Genomic DNA, 16,977 nt, shown 5'->3' with positions numbered 1-16,977 from the left:
CACCACCAACTAGGTAAAAGAAAAACTTACTTGAGCGTCTTGATCAGCTTTCTGGCCTGCTGATAGCGCTGATCTGCTTGCAACGCTTTCCATTTCAGGCGCTCTCCACTCGGTTGCAGGCGGGCGATACGTTCGGCACTGCCGGGGTTGAGTTGCAGATTAGCCGCCAGCAATTCATCGGCCTTGTCGGGCGAGTTGCAGATCAGGACCATGTCACAGCCGGCAGTCAGCGCAGCTTGCGCACCATCGACAACGCTACCGGCAACGCTGGCACCTTCCATGGACAAATCATCCGAAAAGATCACACCTTCAAATCCCAATTTTTTACGCAGGATGTCTTGTAGCCATTTGCGAGAAAAACCGGCGGGATGTTTGTCGACCTTGGGATAGATGACATGCGCGGGCATCACGGACGCCAGCGAGAAACTCAGCCATTCATAGGGCTTGGCATCGTGCTCGATGATGCTGGCAAAGGGCCGCTCATCCACCGGAACCGCAATATGTGAATCTGCTGCAACAAAGCCATGACCGGGAAAATGCTTGCCACAATTGGCCATGCCACTCATGGCCAGTCCCTGATTGAGCGCCCGCGCCAGCATGCTGACCACGCGTGGATCATGATGAAATGCCCGATCGCCGATGACACTACTTTGGCCATAATCCAAATCCAGTACCGGCGTGAAACTCAAATCAATATCACAGGCACGCAGCTCGGCGCCCAGCACATAACCGCAAGCACTGGCGGCTTCCATGGCATTCAATTTACTTTCAGAGGCATCCGCATCCCACAACACGCCCAATTTGCTCATGGCGGGCAGATGCGTAAAACCATCACTCTTGAAGCGTTGTACCCGACCGCCTTCATGATCCACCGCAATCAGTACGTGCTTACGCACCTTACGTATACCTTTGACCAGTTCACGCAATTGCGCCCGGCTTTCAAAATTGCGTGCAAACAGAATTACACCACCGGTAGCCGGATGGGCAATCCGCTGCACATCGGACTCTGTCAGTGTTTTGCCAAGCACATCCAGAAAGACCGGACCCAGTTGGGACTTGCGATGTTTGACAGGCTTGCTGGATGGTGTTTTGTCAGTGGAGGGATTGCTACTTGCTGGCTCGTTGAGGGCGGCGGGTTGAACTTGAGTCATGAAAGCATCCTGTTGTTATGGCCGCCGAAGCGGTTTGTTTAGAGGTCATCACCGCGGGTGATGCATGGCAAAGTCAGAGCAGATTATCGCCGAAAACCGCTTGCGCAAGGCGAGCCGATACTGAAGTGACACTGGATTTTACAAGTGAGTTTTTTAGATGACAGCACGATGTCAATTTGATGACAACGGATTTAACTGAATTTTTCAACAATCACAAAAGCCAGTGCGTAATCGACTTCATCAGTGATAGAGACTTTGGCCATCAATTGTTTTTCATTCATCCAGTCAGCCAGCGCGCCGCTGCACACCACAATCGGCTGGCCAGAATGCGCATTGAGCGTTTGCATGCTGCGCCAGGTCATCGGCGTACGCATGCCCAGACCAATGGCTTTGGAAAAGGCTTCCTTGGCGGCAAAACGGGTAGCCAGAAAACGCAAGCCGCGCACGGCCGACTTGGCACGGCGCGCTTCAAACTTGCGCAACTCGTCTTCCCCCAGGATTTTTTCAACAATGCGGCCGTTGGTGCGCTGATAAACTGCTTCCATACGCGAGATTTGCAGGATGTCGGTGCCGATGCCGTAAATCATGATAAATGTCTATACTCCATAGATGTACCCATACTATTTAATGATATATGGCCTATCAAGTTCATAAATAAAGGCTTGTGGAATGATGTATTTTTACTGGTATGGAGTATCTTTTTTTATGCAAAACCAAGCCATCTACTTCGGTGCAGTTTGATCGGCATGGCATGCTTCACAGTACAGCATGCTGATGAGCAAACGGCACACTCATCTGCTTATCATCTGCGACATTCATCCTCAAACCTGAGCACCACGCGCCGCCAGCATGATGGCCTTCATCTCGCGCACGGCGTTTTGCCAACCGACAAACACGGCATGCGCCACAATCGCATGGCCAATATTGAGTTCTGCAATATCAGGCAAAGCCGCAATCGCCTGCACATTGGTGTAGTGCAAACCATGTCCGGCATTGACCTTGAGCCCCAACTGCTTGCCGATCAACACGCCTTGCTTGACACGCTCATACTCGCGCTGCTGACTGGCCGCATCGGGCGCATCGGCATAAGCACCGGTATGAATTTCAATCACTGGCGCGCCCGACTCGGCGGCCGCACGAATTTGGCTTTCATCGGCATCAATAAATAAGGAAACACGAATCCCTTCTGCGCCCAATTGCTTGACGGCGGCTTTGACGCGCTCCAGCTCAGCCACCACATTGAGGCCACCTTCAGTGGTGACTTCTTCGCGACGCTCAGGCACGAGGCAGACATCGTGCGGCTTGACGGTACAGGCAATGTCAAGCATCTCCTGAGTCAGTGCTGACTCAAAGTTCATCCGCGTCAGCAGTTGCGGCCGAATCGCGCGCACATCGGCATCACGAATATGACGTCGGTCTTCGCGCAGATGCAGGGTGATGGCATCGGCCCCGGCCTGTTCGGCCAGCAAGGCCGCCTGTACCGGATCGGGATAAGCCGTACCACGCGCATTGCGCAGGGTGGCAATATGATCGATATTGACGCCCAACTCAATGCTGGGCGCAAATTGAAAGTGGTTCATGGTTCTTCAGCTCACTCATTCACAACAGGTCATCACAACAGGTCTTTTAAAGCATGATCAAAGCGCATTATCGTCAAGTTTCGTCTTCCGCGCCCGCTACAGGGCTTTTACAAATTATGCAGATCAATCAGGATCTGGCGAGTATTCAAGGTGACATTGCCCAGATGATGCTGCAAGATATGGCGCATCAACCATTTGCTTTGCATGAGCGTGGTCGGATTGTCATAATGCTCGGCTTCGATATCCAGCAAAGTCTGACCAAGCACAACCGGCAACTCGCCTTGGGGATATTGCGCCAAATAGCTTGCGGCATGACACACGCCCTCTTCCGGCACAAACACATATTGGCCGCTAGGCTCGACAGTTTCATCAGAGTCATGACACCAGTGAAAGCTGGCAGCATGGCCCAGCTCGGCCAGCAAGGTATATTCAAAGGCTCGCAAAATGGCCGAGTAGGATTGATTATTCTGCTCCACATGGGCCAGTTGCACCAATGCGGCCGCATAGCGGTCGAAAAGTCCCGGATGCGGATCTTCCCGCGCACAGAGCTTGACGATCAACTCGTTCAGATAAAACCCGCAAAGCAAGCCATCGCCGCGCAAAACCGCACCCATACCGGCCCATTCAGCCTTGGTGAGTGTGCGTACTTCGCCGCGGCCAGTCCAGCTGGCGAGTATGGGTTGAAACAGTTGCAGTACACTGCGCAAGGCCGAATGCGGCCGCTTGGCACCTTTGGCAATGAGCGCAATACGACCATGATGGCGACTGAAAAAGTCGAGGATCAGACTGGTTTCTTTGTAAGGATAACTATGCAGCACATAGCCAGGTTCCTGACCAATGCGAATTTCGGAAACTTGCGGTTTGGGTCTGGCACTGCGCACGCGTCTTGGCGTGGTGGCCGATGCCACTTCTTGCTGGGCTATCGGTGCCATGCGGGATGGGTCAGCCAGCGGCTCACTGACCAATACATCGTCATCCGGTTTAACTGGGTTTGTCACAATCAAATTTCAAACTAGGAGAGACGATCTGGTAGTCGCTTCAAGCGCAAGATTCTACGCGTTTACTCGTAGCCATAGGCGCGCAGCCCGGCTTCGTTATCAGCCCAACCACTTTTGACTTTAACGAAAATTTCAAGATAGACCGGGCTATCAAACAGCTTTTCCATGTCTTGTCGTGACTCCATGGAGATCTGTTTGAGCTTGCTGCCCTTCTCACCAATGACCATCGCCTTGTGGCTATCACGATTGACAAAGATGGTGGCAAAGATGCGCTTGAGGCGACCTTCTTCTTCAAATTTTTCAATCACCACCGTGCTGGTATAAGGCAACTCATCACCCGTAAAACGAAATACCTTTTCACGAATCAGCTCGGCTGCCATAAAGCGCGCGCTGCGATCGGTCATATCGTCTTCATCAAACATCGGCTCACCCAATGGCAGATAAGGCTCAATCACACGACGCAAATGAGCAATATCACGCGGCTGTTTGGCCGACATTGGAATGATGGCAAGCGGGTTGAAGCGCGCTTGCGCTTCGCTCAACTTTGGCAACAAGACTGCTTTATCTTTGACTTGATCAGCCTTGTTCATCACCATGATCATCGGCACTTCCTTGGGAAACAAGGCAGCCACTTTGGCATCGGCCTCGGAGATAGGACCTGCTTCAATCAGCCAGACAATCACATCCACATCGGTCAACACACTATTGACTGAACGATTGAGTACGCGATTTAAGGCCGAGTTATGCTGGGTCTGAAAGCCTGGTGTATCCAGAAAAATAAACTGAGCCGTTGGCTGAGTGTCAACACCCATGATGCGATGCCGCGTGGTTTGCGCCTTGCGCGATGTAATACTGATCTTCTGGCCCACCAGGGCATTGAGCAGCGTTGACTTGCCCACATTGGGACGACCCACAATGGCAACCGTGCCGCACCGAAAGGTACCGGTATAGGGTTCTTCGGCAAGCCCGTCATGATGCATGGCTGTGGCAGCGTCTAATAGACTGCTGGTATCGTTTGCTTGATTCATTGATTCATTCATGACGTCACTGGCAGGATTGTTGCCAGATTGATCTGAGGTGGTGGTTTTCTGACGTTTGCTCATGAAACCTCCTTGGGTGATTCACCCTTTGGGTCGACCAGTTCGGCAGCGGCATCACTGCCCGTGCCAACCATCATACTATTTTTATCCGCAACGACCGGCTTGCTTTTGCCGCCGGTTTTTTTAAGCGGCGTCATGCCAGCGACTCGGGGCTTGCGCGCTGACTTGGCAACGGGTAATGCGGCAATCTGTTGCAATGCCAAGGTTGCCGCCGCCTGTTCGGCAGCACGACGACTGGCACCCCGCCCCGACACCATCAAGCCCAGACTCGGCACGTCGCACTGCACTTCAAATTCCTGGCTATGCGCCGCACCATGGGTTGCCACAATTTGATAAGCCGGTAAGGCAATTTTTTTACCCTGCAGATATTCCTGCAACTGGGTTTTGGCATCCTTGCCCAGACTGTCCAGATCAGGCCGTGCCAACACGGCAGCATACAAATGTTGAATCACGCGCTGCGCCTGATCAAAGCCACCATCCAAAAAAATAGCACCCAGAATACCTTCAACGGCATCAGCCAAAATGGAAGGCCGCCGCGCGCCACCACTTTTCATCTCACCATCGCCCAACAAAATGAATTGGGACAGTTCCAGTCTTTGGGCAATTTCGTGCAAGGCCTGTTGTTTGACCAGATTGGCGCGAACCCGTGACAAGTCACCTTCGTCAATAGCGGCAAAACGGGCATATAACAAGGACGCCATGGCACAGTTGAGAACACTGTCACCCAAAAATTCAAGACGCTCGTTATGCGTGGAAGAATAACTGCGATGCGTTAGCGCCTGTTGCAGCAGCGCTGGGCGCGCAAAAACATAGCCAAGCTTCTGTTGCAATACGGCCAAGGACATTACTTCAATACTTTCGATTTGGCTTCGCCTTTGTAATGGATGCGCAAGCTGACGTTATCCATCAAGGGAATATCCTTGACGTAATCAAAACCGACTGTGGTCTGGTTGTTGAATTTACCAATAATGATGTCATTACTGCCAACTGCAGTAAAGTAATCTATTGCCTTCTGGCGTTCAAAAGCAAACTGAATCCGACGATTATCACCATCACCATTATCAGCAGCATATTGCACCGCTTTTTGAATCGCACGATATTCGGTGATTGTAGGCACGATCTTCATACCCACAATAAACAATAGCCCCACAATCGCTGCCACAATGATAAAACTGATCAGGGTCAGACCCTGCTGTTGACGTTGCATGAGCACTCCTTGGTTATATTAATGAAAAGCTCCGATGCGTTTCACATTACCCAAATTCATCCAGATGAAAAACGCCTTACCAACAATATTCTTGTCCGGCACAAAACCCCAATAACGTGAATCGAGGCTGTTATCGCGGTTATCGCCCATCATGAAATAGTGACCTTCCGGTACTTTGCAAATCACACCTTGCAGGTTGTACTGACAGTTTTCTTTGAAGGGAAACTCATCCACACCAGGAATGTAAGCATCACGCTTGGGATCAATCAGAATATGATGCTCAATATTGCCAAGTTGTTCTGAATATTGCTTGGAATAACTGACGCGGTCTTCGTCAAAAAAGTCATCCAACTGCTTGCTTTCCAGCAGCTTGCCATTGATGCTCAACTGTTTGTTCTGGTAACTGACCACATCGCCTGGTACACCGACAACCCGTTTGATGTAATCCACAGTCTCATCTTTTGGGTAACGAAACACCATCACATCGCCACGCTCCGGCGTGTGATTGTCAAGCACCTTCAAGTTGATGATCGGTAAACGCACACCATAGTGGTATTTATTAACCAGAATCAGGTCACCCACCAAGAGGGTTGGGATCATGGAGCCTGAGGGAATCTTGAACGGCTCAACCACAAACGAGCGCACACAAAATACAAACAATATCACCGGAAAGAACGTGGCGGTATATTCCAGCCACCAAGGCATGCGCTGATGTTCTTCACGAATCTTGTCACGGCTCTGATCAATTTCGGTCACACCGTAACGCTGCTCCATCTCAGCACGACGGCTATCAAACTCGGCCACCGCCGCGTCAGCCGATTGACGACGCCGTGGTTTGAAGATCAACACCTCGGCCAGCCACAAGGCTCCCGTCACCACCAGCAATACAAACAGAATCAGAGCGAAGTTCATTGATATTCCCTAAACCCACCATTTAATGGGGGTATCCCTATTTTTTTAATCATCAAGCTAATAAACATTAGCCCTTTAAAAATACTACGATACAGTATATTACTACGAGCAGATTTGCACAGGCATTCTAAACCTTCTGCCCGGTGCTGCCTGATTATTTGTCGTCGACCTGCAAAATTGCCAGGAAAGCCTCTTGCGGAATTTCCACATTGCCGACCTGCTTCATCCGTTTCTTGCCAGCTTTTTGTTTCTCAAGCAGTTTGCGCTTACGGCTGATGTCACCGCCATAACACTTGGCCAGCACATTTTTGCGCAAGGCTTTGACATTTTCACGAGCGATGATGTTGGAACCAATCGCGGCCTGAATAGCGACATCAAACATTTGCCGTGGAATCAGCTCGCGCATCTTGGCTGCCACTTCGCGACCCCGGTACTGACTGTTGGCACGGTGTACGATCACCGCCAAGGCATCGACCTTTTCGCTATTAATCAGCATGTCCACCTTGACCACGTCAGCCGAGCGATATTCCTTGAACTCATAATCCATCGAGGCATAACCACGTGACACGGATTTGAGTTTGTCAAAAAAATCGAGCACCACTTCAGCCATTGGAATTTCATACGTCAACATGACCTGCTTGCCGTGATAAGTCATGTCAATCTGCATGCCACGCTTTGACGTACACAGCGTAATCACCGAGCCCACGTACTCTTGCGGCATGTACAAATTGACCGTCACAATCGGCTCACGCACCTCCTCAATCTTGGAAGGATCGGGCATTTTGGATGGATTGTCCACAGTCAGGATCGAACCATCACGCAGCACTACCTCATAAATCACAGTAGGCGCCGTGGTAATGAGATCCATATCAAATTCACGTTCCAGGCGTTCCTGCACAATTTCCATATGCAACAAACCCAGGAAACCACAGCGAAACCCAAAACCCAGCGCTTGCGAGACCTCTGGCTCATAATGCAATGAGGAATCATTCAGTTTGAGCTTTTCCAGCGAGTCCCGCAAAGCATCGTACTGATTGGCCTCAACCGGAAACAGGCCAGCAAATACCTGGGGTTTGACTTCTTTGAAACCAGGCAAAGCGCTCTCCGCCGGACGCGTAGCCAGCGTGACCGTATCACCGACTTTGGCCGCTTTCAACTCCTTGATACCGGCAATCACAAAGCCCACCTGACCAGCCGACAAGACTTCACGCGGGCGCGACTTGGGTGTGAACACACCAATATGCTCAGCCAGATACTGTGCTCCCGTGGCCATCAGCAAAATCTTGTCTTTGGGTTTGAGCGTGCCATTGATAATGCGCACAAGCATCACCACACCCACATAATTATCAAACCAGGAGTCAACAATCAGTGCCTGCAAAGGTGCCGTGGTATCGCCTTTGGGCGGAGGAACACGTGCAATCAGCGCTTCGAGGACGTCTTCCACACCCTCACCAGTTTTGGCAGAACAACGCACGGCATCTTGCGCATCAATGCCAATCACTTCTTCAATTTCGGAAATCGCATTCTCAGGATTGGCCGAAGGCAGATCAATTTTATTGAGGACCGGCATGACTTCCACACCCAATTCAATGGCGGTATAGCAATTTGCCACAGTCTGCGCTTCAACCCCTTGCGAGGCATCCACCACCAGCAAAGCACCTTCACAAGCTGACAAAGAGCGGCTCACTTCATAGCTGAAATCCACATGCCCTGGGGTGTCAATCAAATTCAGGTTGTAGATCTGACCGTCACGTGCCTTATAAGACAGCGCCGCAGTCTGGGCCTTGATGGTAATGCCGCGTTCACGCTCCAGATCCATGGAGTCAAGCACCTGCGCTTCCATTTCACGATCGGATAAACCACCACACACCTGGATAATGCGGTCAGCCAATGTTGATTTACCGTGGTCAATGTGGGCAATAATGGAGAAGTTTCGAATGTGGTTCATGAGGCTCGAATCGGCCAGTCAGATGAATGCCATGCAAACCTAGGCTAATCAACCCGTTTCCATCGCATTAAGACCGGCAAGGTGTCAAATTAGGCGGCTAAATCTGCACGCCGAGATAAACCCGTGATTTTACTTCAAGCTAGGGGATCAATTCAGCCAATTTGGCGTTATCGAGAAAATAGTGACAAACATAGCGCCCTTCCAGAAACAACACGGGCACTTTCTCATCCCATTGTGCGATCAATTCTGGAAACTCATCAACGTCAACAATTTCAATCGCGGTAATCAATGTGGGACGATTTTGCTGCAACCAAACACGCAAAGCTTGCAACATATCATCACATAAATGACAGTAACTACGATTTAACAATTTGAATTTCATCAGCAATCAATAAAAACTGCCACGCAAAATAAATTGCGTGGCAGCCAGGATTAACGAGCAGGAAACAGGCAAAAACCAGCCAGATTAATTGCTCGCCGGTTTGATAGGGACAAACTGGGCACTATCGCCACGACGCACGAGCAAAACCGCATTCTTGGCTTTATCGAGTTTGGCAACCATCTGGTCAAACTGTTTGGCACCAGTAATATCCACGTTATTGAGTGACAACACGATGTCCCCCTGACGCAAACCAACACGAGCCGCCGAACCTTCGACAGATTCGATGAGTACACCACCTTTGACACGTAATTCGCTTTTCTGTGCTTCAGACAGTTCAGAAACAACCAGACCCAGAGCATTGGGCTGTGACGTATCTGCGTTAGGTTGCTTGGATTTCTTATCGCTGACTTGAATCTGCTTGTCAGCCTCCATTTCGGCAACTGCCACAGTCAGCTCCCGAGATGCACCTTTGTGCCAAACTTGCAGTGGCACCTTGCTGGTTGGTTTGGTATTACCTACCAGACGCGGCAGATCCGATGCCTTGTCAATAGCAACACCATTAAACCTGAGAATAATATCGCCAGCCTCAACACCCGCTTTTTCCGCTGGGCTGGCGGCTTCGACCATGCGCACCAACGCGCCTTGTGGTTTACTCAGACCCAGTGGCTCAGCCACATCCTTGGTCACTTCGGCAATTGAGACACCAATTCGACCACGCACTACTTTACCTGAAGCCTTGAGCTGGTCAGCAACGCGCATGGCTTCATCAATTGGGATGGCAAATGAAATACCCATATAACCGCCACTGCGACTGTAAATCTGCGAATTGATACCGACCACTTCACCGCGAGTGTTAATCAGCGGACCACCAGAATTGCCTGGATTGACGGCCACATCCGTTTGAATGAAAGGTAAATACTCACCCGTATCGCGAGCCTTGGCGCTCACAATACCGGCAGTGACTGTATTTTCCAGACCAAATGGTGAACCAATTGCTAAAACCCATTCACCCACCTTAAGCTTGGAAACATCGCCCAAAGTGACCTTCGGCAGATCCTTGGCATCAATCTTCACCAAGGCCACATCGGTACGTTTATCAAAGCCCACTAATTTAGCCTTGAATTCTTTCTTATCAGTCAACGTGACATAAATCTCATCGGCACCATCCACCACATGGGCATTGGTCATGACATAACCATCGTTAGTAAGAACAAAGCCTGACCCCACTCCGCGTGGCTGCTCTTCCTCCAGCCCTGGCTGCGGCTGAGAAGGACGTTTTTCGTTTCGACGTGGTGGCTGACTACGATTACCTGGATCATTTGGGCTCGGCATTGGCACGCCAAAAAAGCGACGGAAGAACTCCTGCATTTCCTCGTCACTCTGACCACCCGGAAAGCCTGGCATAGCACCGTTACTGCGAACCTTTTCCGTGGTTCGAATATTCACTACCGAGGGACCGGTTTTTTCGACCAGATCACTAAAGTCAGGCAAATCACGGGCCGCAGCCTGAGCCGTTGCTACTTGACCCAACGCCATTAAACCGGCGAATAGATTGACCATCAAACCTTGACGACAGATTCGAAACAGATTCATGTTGACCTTTTTTTGCAATAACAATGAAGAAAATAATCTTATTTAGCAGCAGTACCCGCAGGTGGGCGGAACTCAATACCATTGGCAAACATTTGCAGTGTAGCAAGCGGGGTTTCACCCACAATTACCACACCATTTTCATGAATTCGTCTAAACAGGACATTGGTTGCACCGCGACGCATGGAATCACGTGCGGGATGAACACTTGACATCGGCTCAATGAACACTGAAATCGCTGCCATACCATCAGAATAAATAACCTGAAATACCTCTTTGATCCCATCAGGGCCCGGCATATTGCGCTTGCGTTCAAGTATCTTGGTAAATCCAGGTACCATCATTGGCTTGAAAATCCAACCAAACTCAGCCACATTAACAGGAACCCCATCAATATTTTCCTGTTGCCAGCCTTGTATATCCGTCGCCTTGAGTTTCAGCTTACTTTTATCAAGCTGTGTACCTATTGCAATTTGTGAAAACGAAACCTGCTCAAGTATTTCGCCCGTATCACTGATAGTCTGAGCTCGCATCAATAGCCCAGATTGACGATCAGCCCACAAACGGTAGCGATAGCGATAACTATCATTGGGTGTCAGACTGATTTCTTGACAGTCCAAGCCTGCGATACGATCATGATCCTCTTTGCGAACGGTGTACTGCTCAAGAATCGCATTACCAGTCGTGGCAATTAAGGCCGGGAATGTATCTTTGGCATCACGCTTTTCGATCAGACAAAGTTTCTTCTCTGGAATCAATGCCTGTATCAGTTCATTCTGGCGATAAACCACTCGTGGTCGACCATCCAGAACTTCCATTTTCTCGTATTCAGTACCCCATTCATAGAGATGCTGGATTCGAGTTGACTGAACCATATTGCCATGTTGCAAAATAAACGTACCCGCATAGTTTTGTTTTTGCGCCGCCCCTTGAATTTTACCAAGCCAAGCCAATGCCTCGCGTCGCTCAACCAAGGGATCTGACTCGGCCTTGACTACGCCGCTCATCAGCAGTAAACCCACTACGCAGATTTTACCCAGCACTGGCAAAATACTCAGCCGCGACATACCCATTACTTCTATCGTATGCATCAAGGATTAGCAGAATTAGCCGTTCTGACAACCAGACCAGCACCCATAATCGGCGCACGCGGTGCCAGCTGCTGATGAGCTTCCAGATATTGGTCAAACCGAACATCACGGGTAACAGCGCCATTGGCAGTCACCACCGTCTGTACTGTTGCCATGGGATTCATTGATGCCTCAGCCATTTGTGTTGAGACCGAGTCGCTGGATTTGGCTATTTGTGCTGGCACGGTAGTCGCGCTATTACGAGGACTCGACATATTCCAGGCAACCAGTGCTACCGTTGCCACAGCTGCCACGCCAGGCGTTACACGCTTAATCCAACCATAACGCTTAGCTGAGATTGCAGCCTTAGGAAAATGAATAGGCTCATTCTCAAAAGTCATTGCAAAGCGCTGTGCAAAACTATCGGCAAGATCTGGCGGAGTCAGGTCAGTCGATCGGATTACATCGCCGATCAAATGATATTCATCCCAAACCTGTTTGCTATGCTTGAGCGGATTATCGCCAAGACCAGCAAGCCAATTAGCCAGCTCCGCCTCGGATAAATCGCTATCCATGGCAGCAGAGACACGACTGGCGACATCTTGATTGCCCTGATATTCAAAAGTTTTTACACTGTTGAGAGAACCCATTACCATCACCCATTTTCAAAAAACGACAACTCACCTGGTTTCATTTATTTTTATATTTCAAACTTACTACCAAACTACCAGCGATTACCCAGCTTGGTGCCTAGTAAAGGCCGCAATTTTTCAGCAATCGCTTCTCTAGCACGAAATATTCTTGATCGAACCGTTCCAATAGGACAGTTCATCAACTCTGAAATCTCTTCATAGCTCAAGCCCTCAATCTCACGCAAGGTAATTGCCATTCGTAATTCCTCCGGCAACATATCCATCGCTTTATTGACGGTCTCTCCAACCTGCTTGCTCATCAACATCGATTCAGGAGTATTAATATCTCTTAGTTGCTCAGCATCGTCAAAAGTTTCAGCTTCTTCAGCATCATTTCCGGTACTAGTTGGCGCTTTTCTTCCTGTCGTCACCAGGTAATTCTTGGCAGTGTTGACCGCAATACGGTAAAGCCAAGTATAAAAAGCCGACTCTCCACGAAACTGTGGCAGTGCACGATACGCTTTAATAAAGGTGTCTTGGGCTACGTCTTCCACTTCGGCCGGATCACGCACCAAGCGCGAAATCAAACGCATTATCTTGCGTTGATATTTGGACACCAGCAGCTCGAATGCACGCTTGTCACCGGCCTGCACACGCGCGACCAATAGGGCATCGACTTCTTTTTCGCTCATGCGTCAGATTTGAGGTAAAGACCGATCATTGAATCAGTCGTATAGTTATTGTTAGAAAGGAATACATCCGGACAATTGACTATCAGTTTTCAATAAAGTTTCATTCTCTAAAACTTATTTTATCAATCATAAAAATCAATTCAAATAATAAAAAAGCAGCAAGCGAGTTAACTCGTTTGCTGCTTTCCATATTACCAAGTAAACATGAGAAGAAAATAAACTAAATACGTTTAACAAAAAATGTACTTAGCTTATCAACCATCAAGAATATCGTTTGAACACCAATGAACCGTTAGTGCCACCAAAGCCAAAATTGTTTTTAAGCGCGTAATCAATTTTCATGTCACGTGCCGTGTTAGCACAGTAATCCAGATCACACTCAGGATCCTGGTTGAAAATATTAATAGTCGGCGGTGATATCTGGTTGTGCAAAGCCAAGACCGAAAATACGGACTCAATACCACCCGCACCACCCAGCAGGTGTCCGGTCATTGACTTGGTAGAGTTGACCACCAGCTTTTTAGCATGATTGCCAAAGGCAAGTTTAATTGCATTGGTTTCATTGACATCGCCCAATGGGGTAGAAGTACCATGCGCATTGAGATACTGCACATCATCAGCATTGATACCCGCATTGCGCAATGCCATTTGCATAGAACGTTTTGGGCCATCTACATCAGGCGCAGTCATGTGATAAGCATCGGCAGTCATACCAAAACCTGTCAACTCAGCATAGATCCGAGCACCACGTGCCTTGGCGTGTTCATACTCTTCCAGCACCATGACACCGGCACCTTCTCCAAGCACAAAGCCATCACGATCTTTATCCCATGGACGGGATGCTGTCGCAGGATCATCATTGCGAGTTGACAAGGCTCTAGATGCAGCGAATCCACCTACACCCAATGGCGAAACAGCGGCCTCAGAGCCCCCTGCCAGCATCACATCAGCATCGCCATATTCAATCATACGAGCTGATTGACCAATTGAATGCAAACCAGTCGTACAGGCCGTGACAATCGCCAAATTAGGTCCTTTTAAACCGAACTTGATTGAAAGATGACCTGAAATCATATTGATGATGGACGCCGGAATAAAAAATGGCGATATCCTGCGCGGGCCACGATTCACCAATTCAGTATGAGTTTCTTCGATCATTGGCAAACCGCCAATGCCGGAACCCACCATCACACCAATTCGCTCGGCATTGGCTTCCGTCACTTCAAGACCAGAATCGCGCATCGCCTGCATGCCAGCTGCAATTCCATAATGAATAAAGGTATCCATATGGCGAGCTTCCTTGGCAGGAAAATACGCTTCCACATTGAAACCTTTTACCTCACCAGCAAACTGTGCGGCAAAGTTGGTCGCATCAAACTTGGTAATCGTGGCAATGCCACTCTTACCAGCAATCAAATTCGCCCAGGCTTCTGCAACACTATTTCCAACCGGAGAAATAATACCCAAACCTGTGACAACAACTCTACGACGACTCATTCAAACTCCAAAAAGTATGGAAGCAATGCGAAGCAGCATTACGCTTTTTGATGTGTCTTGGCGAAGTCAATGGCCAATTGCACAGTAGTGATTTTTTCAGCTTCTTCATCTGGAATTTCGATTTCAAATTCATCTTCCAAAGCCATGACCAACTCAACTGTATCCAGAGAGTCTGCACCCAGATCATCAACAAAAGAGGATTCATTTTTGATTTCAGCTTCAGCAACACCCAGTTGTTCAGCGACGATCTTTTTAACACGTTGTTCGATATTGTCCATATTGGCTCCTAAAAACTAAAACAAAACAATGATCGGGTAAATCAGTTATTGATTAAAGTGAAACCCGATCAGACGATAAATAAATTGCGCGAATTGTAGCAGGTTTATTTAGGCTGAATTCGCAATTCAATTGATACTCCCCAGGCCTGCAAGAGCATTAGGAAACGATTAATAGAACATTCCCATATATGCTCCCGCTAGCATTAAAGCCAGCTCAACTCATGAACATGCCGCCATTCACATGCAAGGTAGTCCCGGTAATATAAGCCGCCGCCGGTGATGCCAGAAAAACCACAGCTGCCGCGATATCTTCTGGTTTACCCAACCGGCCCAATGGAATTTGTGGCAGCAAGGCTGCGGTTTGTGCCTCGGTTAATGCTCGAGTCATATCAGTATCAATAAAACCTGGCGCCACACAATTGACTGTAATGTTGCGGCTACCGATTTCTCTGGCCAAAGACCGGGTCATACCTGCCACACCGGCCTTAGCGGCCGCATAATTCATTTGTCCAGCATTGCCACTTGAACCGACCACGGAAGTGATATTGATGATGCGCCCCCCCTTAGCCTTCATCATGCCGCGCAATACTGCCCGTGACATGGTAAACACCGCTTTAAGATTGGTGTTAACGACCGCGTCCCATTCATCGTCACGCATCCGCATGGCCAACTGATCTTTGGTAATTCCAGCATTGTTGACCAGAATATTGAGTCCACCATATTCTTTTTGAATGGCTTCTATCAGGGCTTCTCCTGCAGCGCCATCACAAACATCAAGCCTGACACCTTTACCATGCTCACCCAAATATTCAGAAATTGATTGCGCACCATGTTCGGTCGTCGCCGTACCGACAACAAACGCGCCTTGCTGAGTCAAAGCTTCGGCAATTGCCCGACCAATCCCCCGAGAAGCACCAGTAACAAGTGCCACTTGCCCTTCTAGACTAATAAAAGCTGATCCGACTGTCATGACAGAATTCCTCTTGCTTGTTCGATTGTGCTTGGGTCATACATGGCCAGACCAGCGACATCAGTGGTAATACGTTTGACCAGACCAGCCAACACCTTTCCAGGACCACATTCAACCATATTTGCCACACCCATTGCAGCAATAGTCTGTACCGACTCAACCCAACGCACCGGTCCATAGGCCTGACGCACCAATGCCTGGCGAATATCAGCAGGATTGATTTGAACCATGACATCAATATTATTGACCAATGGAATGGCGGGCGCAGAAAAAGCAATCTCCTTCAAATAGGCTTCAAGCTTGTCTGCGGCAGGCTTCATCAATGATGAATGAAACGGTGCCGACACCGGCAGAGGTAAGGCGCGTTTGGCTCCCTTTGCTTTTGCAATCTCACAAGCACGATTCACGGCACCGGCATGCCCTGCAATCACAACCTGTGCTGGCGCGTTAAAATTGACCGCTTCCACGATTTCAGTATTCTGATTGGCCTCGACACAAGCCGTTTTGACATCCTCATCAGACAAACCAAGAATGGCTGCCATGCCACCAACACCAACAGGTACAGCGTCTTGCATGACCTGAGCTCGATAACGCACTGTCTTCAATGCATCAGCAAAACTCAAGGCACCGGCCACCACAAGCGCAGTGTATTCACCAAGGCTATGGCCAGCCACGACATCTGGAGCACGGCCACCGGCCTCAAGCCAGGCTTGATAGACCGCATAGGATGCTGCCAGCATGACCGGCTGCGTATTGGTGGTGAGATTGAGCTGCTCGACTGGTCCATGCTGAATCAGCTCGGCCATATCGTAGCCCAATGCCTCTGAGGCTTGCAGCAAGGTTTTCTTGACCGCCGCGGATTCTGCCAAGGCATTTAACATACCCACCGCTTGTGAGCCCTGTCCTGGAAATACAAAAGCAAATTTAGCCATCTTGATAAAAGAAGTAGTGTCTGTAGTTATTTTGAATG

Annotated in this window: 18 protein-coding genes; all 18 read right to left on the bottom strand. The window is 49.2% G+C overall.

The features are described 5' to 3' along the window. Positions 1 to 26: 26 nt before the first annotated feature. Complete coding sequence (nagZ, locus tag ACMYR3_RS03365) at positions 27 to 1,151, bottom strand: beta-N-acetylhexosaminidase (RefSeq protein WP_424194510.1); 1,125 nt, start codon at positions 1,149 to 1,151, stop codon at positions 27 to 29. A 191-nt stretch (positions 1,152 to 1,342) separates the two neighbouring features. Further along, positions 1,343 to 1,738 carry a holo-ACP synthase gene (gene acpS, locus ACMYR3_RS03360; protein WP_424194508.1) on the bottom strand — a complete coding sequence of 132 codons (396 nt, stop codon included), beginning with the start codon at positions 1,736 to 1,738 and terminating at the stop codon, positions 1,343 to 1,345. Positions 1,739 to 1,972: 234 nt separating this feature from the next. Then, positions 1,973 to 2,731, bottom strand: a complete 759-nt coding sequence (gene pdxJ / locus ACMYR3_RS03355; protein ID WP_424194506.1) for a pyridoxine 5'-phosphate synthase — start codon at positions 2,729 to 2,731, stop codon at positions 1,973 to 1,975. A 107-nt stretch (positions 2,732 to 2,838) separates the two neighbouring features. After that, on the bottom strand, positions 2,839 to 3,729 hold the full coding sequence (recO, locus tag ACMYR3_RS03350; RefSeq protein ID WP_424194504.1) for a DNA repair protein RecO: 891 nt from the start codon (positions 3,727 to 3,729) through the stop codon (positions 2,839 to 2,841). 62 nt (positions 3,730 to 3,791) lie between these two features. After that, entirely contained in the window at positions 3,792 to 4,709 is a 918-nt protein-coding gene (gene era, locus ACMYR3_RS03345; RefSeq protein ID WP_424196344.1) for a GTPase Era, read from the bottom strand. A gap of 119 nt (positions 4,710 to 4,828) precedes the next feature. Continuing rightward, positions 4,829 to 5,674: a ribonuclease III gene (gene rnc, locus ACMYR3_RS03340; protein ID WP_424194502.1), complete on the bottom strand. Its 846-nt coding sequence runs from the start codon at positions 5,672 to 5,674 to the stop codon at positions 4,829 to 4,831. Further along, complete coding sequence (locus ACMYR3_RS03335) at positions 5,674 to 6,036, bottom strand: DUF4845 domain-containing protein (protein WP_424194500.1); 363 nt, start codon at positions 6,034 to 6,036, stop codon at positions 5,674 to 5,676. Before ACMYR3_RS03335 ends, rnc begins: the two co-directional genes overlap by 1 nt. Positions 6,037 to 6,054: 18 nt before the next feature. Then, positions 6,055 to 6,948: a signal peptidase I gene (gene lepB, locus ACMYR3_RS03330; protein WP_424194499.1), complete on the bottom strand. Its 894-nt coding sequence runs from the start codon at positions 6,946 to 6,948 to the stop codon at positions 6,055 to 6,057. 154 nt (positions 6,949 to 7,102) lie between these two features. Continuing rightward, positions 7,103 to 8,896 carry a translation elongation factor 4 gene (gene lepA, locus ACMYR3_RS03325; RefSeq protein WP_424194497.1) on the bottom strand — a complete coding sequence of 598 codons (1,794 nt, stop codon included), beginning with the start codon at positions 8,894 to 8,896 and terminating at the stop codon, positions 7,103 to 7,105. 139 nt (positions 8,897 to 9,035) lie between these two features. Further along, positions 9,036 to 9,278, bottom strand: a complete 243-nt coding sequence (locus tag ACMYR3_RS03320) for a glutaredoxin family protein (protein WP_424194495.1) — start codon at positions 9,276 to 9,278, stop codon at positions 9,036 to 9,038. 84 nt (positions 9,279 to 9,362) lie between these two features. Continuing rightward, positions 9,363 to 10,871 carry a DegQ family serine endoprotease gene (locus ACMYR3_RS03315; protein WP_424194493.1) on the bottom strand — a complete coding sequence of 503 codons (1,509 nt, stop codon included), beginning with the start codon at positions 10,869 to 10,871 and terminating at the stop codon, positions 9,363 to 9,365. Positions 10,872 to 10,909: 38 nt separating this feature from the next. Next, positions 10,910 to 11,935, bottom strand: a complete 1,026-nt coding sequence (locus ACMYR3_RS03310) for a MucB/RseB C-terminal domain-containing protein (RefSeq protein ID WP_424194491.1) — start codon at positions 11,933 to 11,935, stop codon at positions 10,910 to 10,912. A 23-nt stretch (positions 11,936 to 11,958) separates the two neighbouring features. Continuing rightward, positions 11,959 to 12,588 (bottom strand): sigma-E factor negative regulatory protein, encoded by a 630-nt coding sequence (locus ACMYR3_RS03305; protein ID WP_424194489.1) that lies wholly within the window; start codon positions 12,586 to 12,588, stop codon positions 11,959 to 11,961. Between the two features lie 74 nt (positions 12,589 to 12,662). Further along, positions 12,663 to 13,262 carry an RNA polymerase sigma factor RpoE gene (gene rpoE, locus ACMYR3_RS03300; RefSeq protein WP_424194487.1) on the bottom strand — a complete coding sequence of 200 codons (600 nt, stop codon included), beginning with the start codon at positions 13,260 to 13,262 and terminating at the stop codon, positions 12,663 to 12,665. A gap of 261 nt (positions 13,263 to 13,523) precedes the next feature. Continuing rightward, positions 13,524 to 14,759: a beta-ketoacyl-ACP synthase II gene (fabF, locus tag ACMYR3_RS03295; RefSeq protein ID WP_424194485.1), complete on the bottom strand. Its 1,236-nt coding sequence runs from the start codon at positions 14,757 to 14,759 to the stop codon at positions 13,524 to 13,526. Positions 14,760 to 14,797: 38 nt separating this feature from the next. Further along, positions 14,798 to 15,037, bottom strand: a complete 240-nt coding sequence (gene acpP / locus ACMYR3_RS03290; RefSeq protein ID WP_424194483.1) for an acyl carrier protein — start codon at positions 15,035 to 15,037, stop codon at positions 14,798 to 14,800. Between the two features lie 214 nt (positions 15,038 to 15,251). Continuing rightward, on the bottom strand, positions 15,252 to 16,007 hold the full coding sequence (fabG, locus tag ACMYR3_RS03285; RefSeq protein WP_424194481.1) for a 3-oxoacyl-ACP reductase FabG: 756 nt from the start codon (positions 16,005 to 16,007) through the stop codon (positions 15,252 to 15,254). Next, on the bottom strand, positions 16,004 to 16,939 hold the full coding sequence (gene fabD / locus ACMYR3_RS03280) for an ACP S-malonyltransferase (RefSeq protein WP_424194479.1): 936 nt from the start codon (positions 16,937 to 16,939) through the stop codon (positions 16,004 to 16,006). The genes fabG and fabD overlap by 4 nt, the downstream gene beginning before the upstream one ends. Positions 16,940 to 16,977 lie beyond the last annotated feature (38 nt).

Source organism: Ampullimonas aquatilis, assembly GCF_049675895.1.
GTDB lineage: Bacteria > Pseudomonadota > Gammaproteobacteria > Burkholderiales > Burkholderiaceae_D > Ampullimonas > Ampullimonas aquatilis.
Note: the sequence above shows the minus strand (reverse complement) of the source record. Positions and strands in the feature narration are given on the sequence as shown.

Excerpts from the sequence above, each read along its gene's own strand:
- ACMYR3_RS03315 (WP_424194493.1), bottom strand. The coding sequence starts at position 10,871 with ATGAATCTGTTTCGAATCTGTCGTCAAGGTTTGATGGTCAATCTATTC.
- fabF (WP_424194485.1), bottom strand. The coding sequence starts at position 14,759 with ATGAGTCGTCGTAGAGTTGTTGTCACAGGTTTGGGTATTATTTCTCCG.
- lepA (WP_424194497.1), bottom strand. The coding sequence starts at position 8,896 with ATGAACCACATTCGAAACTTCTCCATTATTGCCCACATTGACCACGGT.
- rpoE (WP_424194487.1), bottom strand. The coding sequence starts at position 13,262 with ATGAGCGAAAAAGAAGTCGATGCCCTATTGGTCGCGCGTGTGCAGGCC.
- ACMYR3_RS03335 (WP_424194500.1), bottom strand. The coding sequence starts at position 6,036 with ATGCAACGTCAACAGCAGGGTCTGACCCTGATCAGTTTTATCATTGTG.
- fabG (WP_424194481.1), bottom strand. The coding sequence starts at position 16,007 with ATGACAGTCGGATCAGCTTTTATTAGTCTAGAAGGGCAAGTGGCACTT.
- ACMYR3_RS03320 (WP_424194495.1), bottom strand. The coding sequence starts at position 9,278 with ATGAAATTCAAATTGTTAAATCGTAGTTACTGTCATTTATGTGATGAT.
- rnc (WP_424194502.1), bottom strand. The coding sequence starts at position 5,674 with ATGTCCTTGGCCGTATTGCAACAGAAGCTTGGCTATGTTTTTGCGCGC.
- fabD (WP_424194479.1), bottom strand. The coding sequence starts at position 16,939 with ATGGCTAAATTTGCTTTTGTATTTCCAGGACAGGGCTCACAAGCGGTG.
- ACMYR3_RS03310 (WP_424194491.1), bottom strand. The coding sequence starts at position 11,935 with ATGTCGCGGCTGAGTATTTTGCCAGTGCTGGGTAAAATCTGCGTAGTG.
- acpS (WP_424194508.1), bottom strand. The coding sequence starts at position 1,738 with ATGATTTACGGCATCGGCACCGACATCCTGCAAATCTCGCGTATGGAA.
- pdxJ (WP_424194506.1), bottom strand. The coding sequence starts at position 2,731 with ATGAACCACTTTCAATTTGCGCCCAGCATTGAGTTGGGCGTCAATATC.
- lepB (WP_424194499.1), bottom strand. The coding sequence starts at position 6,948 with ATGAACTTCGCTCTGATTCTGTTTGTATTGCTGGTGGTGACGGGAGCC.
- era (WP_424196344.1), bottom strand. The coding sequence starts at position 4,709 with ATGCATCATGACGGGCTTGCCGAAGAACCCTATACCGGTACCTTTCGG.
- ACMYR3_RS03305 (WP_424194489.1), bottom strand. The coding sequence starts at position 12,588 with ATGGGTTCTCTCAACAGTGTAAAAACTTTTGAATATCAGGGCAATCAA.
- acpP (WP_424194483.1), bottom strand. The coding sequence starts at position 15,037 with ATGGACAATATCGAACAACGTGTTAAAAAGATCGTCGCTGAACAACTG.
- nagZ (WP_424194510.1), bottom strand. The coding sequence starts at position 1,151 with ATGACTCAAGTTCAACCCGCCGCCCTCAACGAGCCAGCAAGTAGCAAT.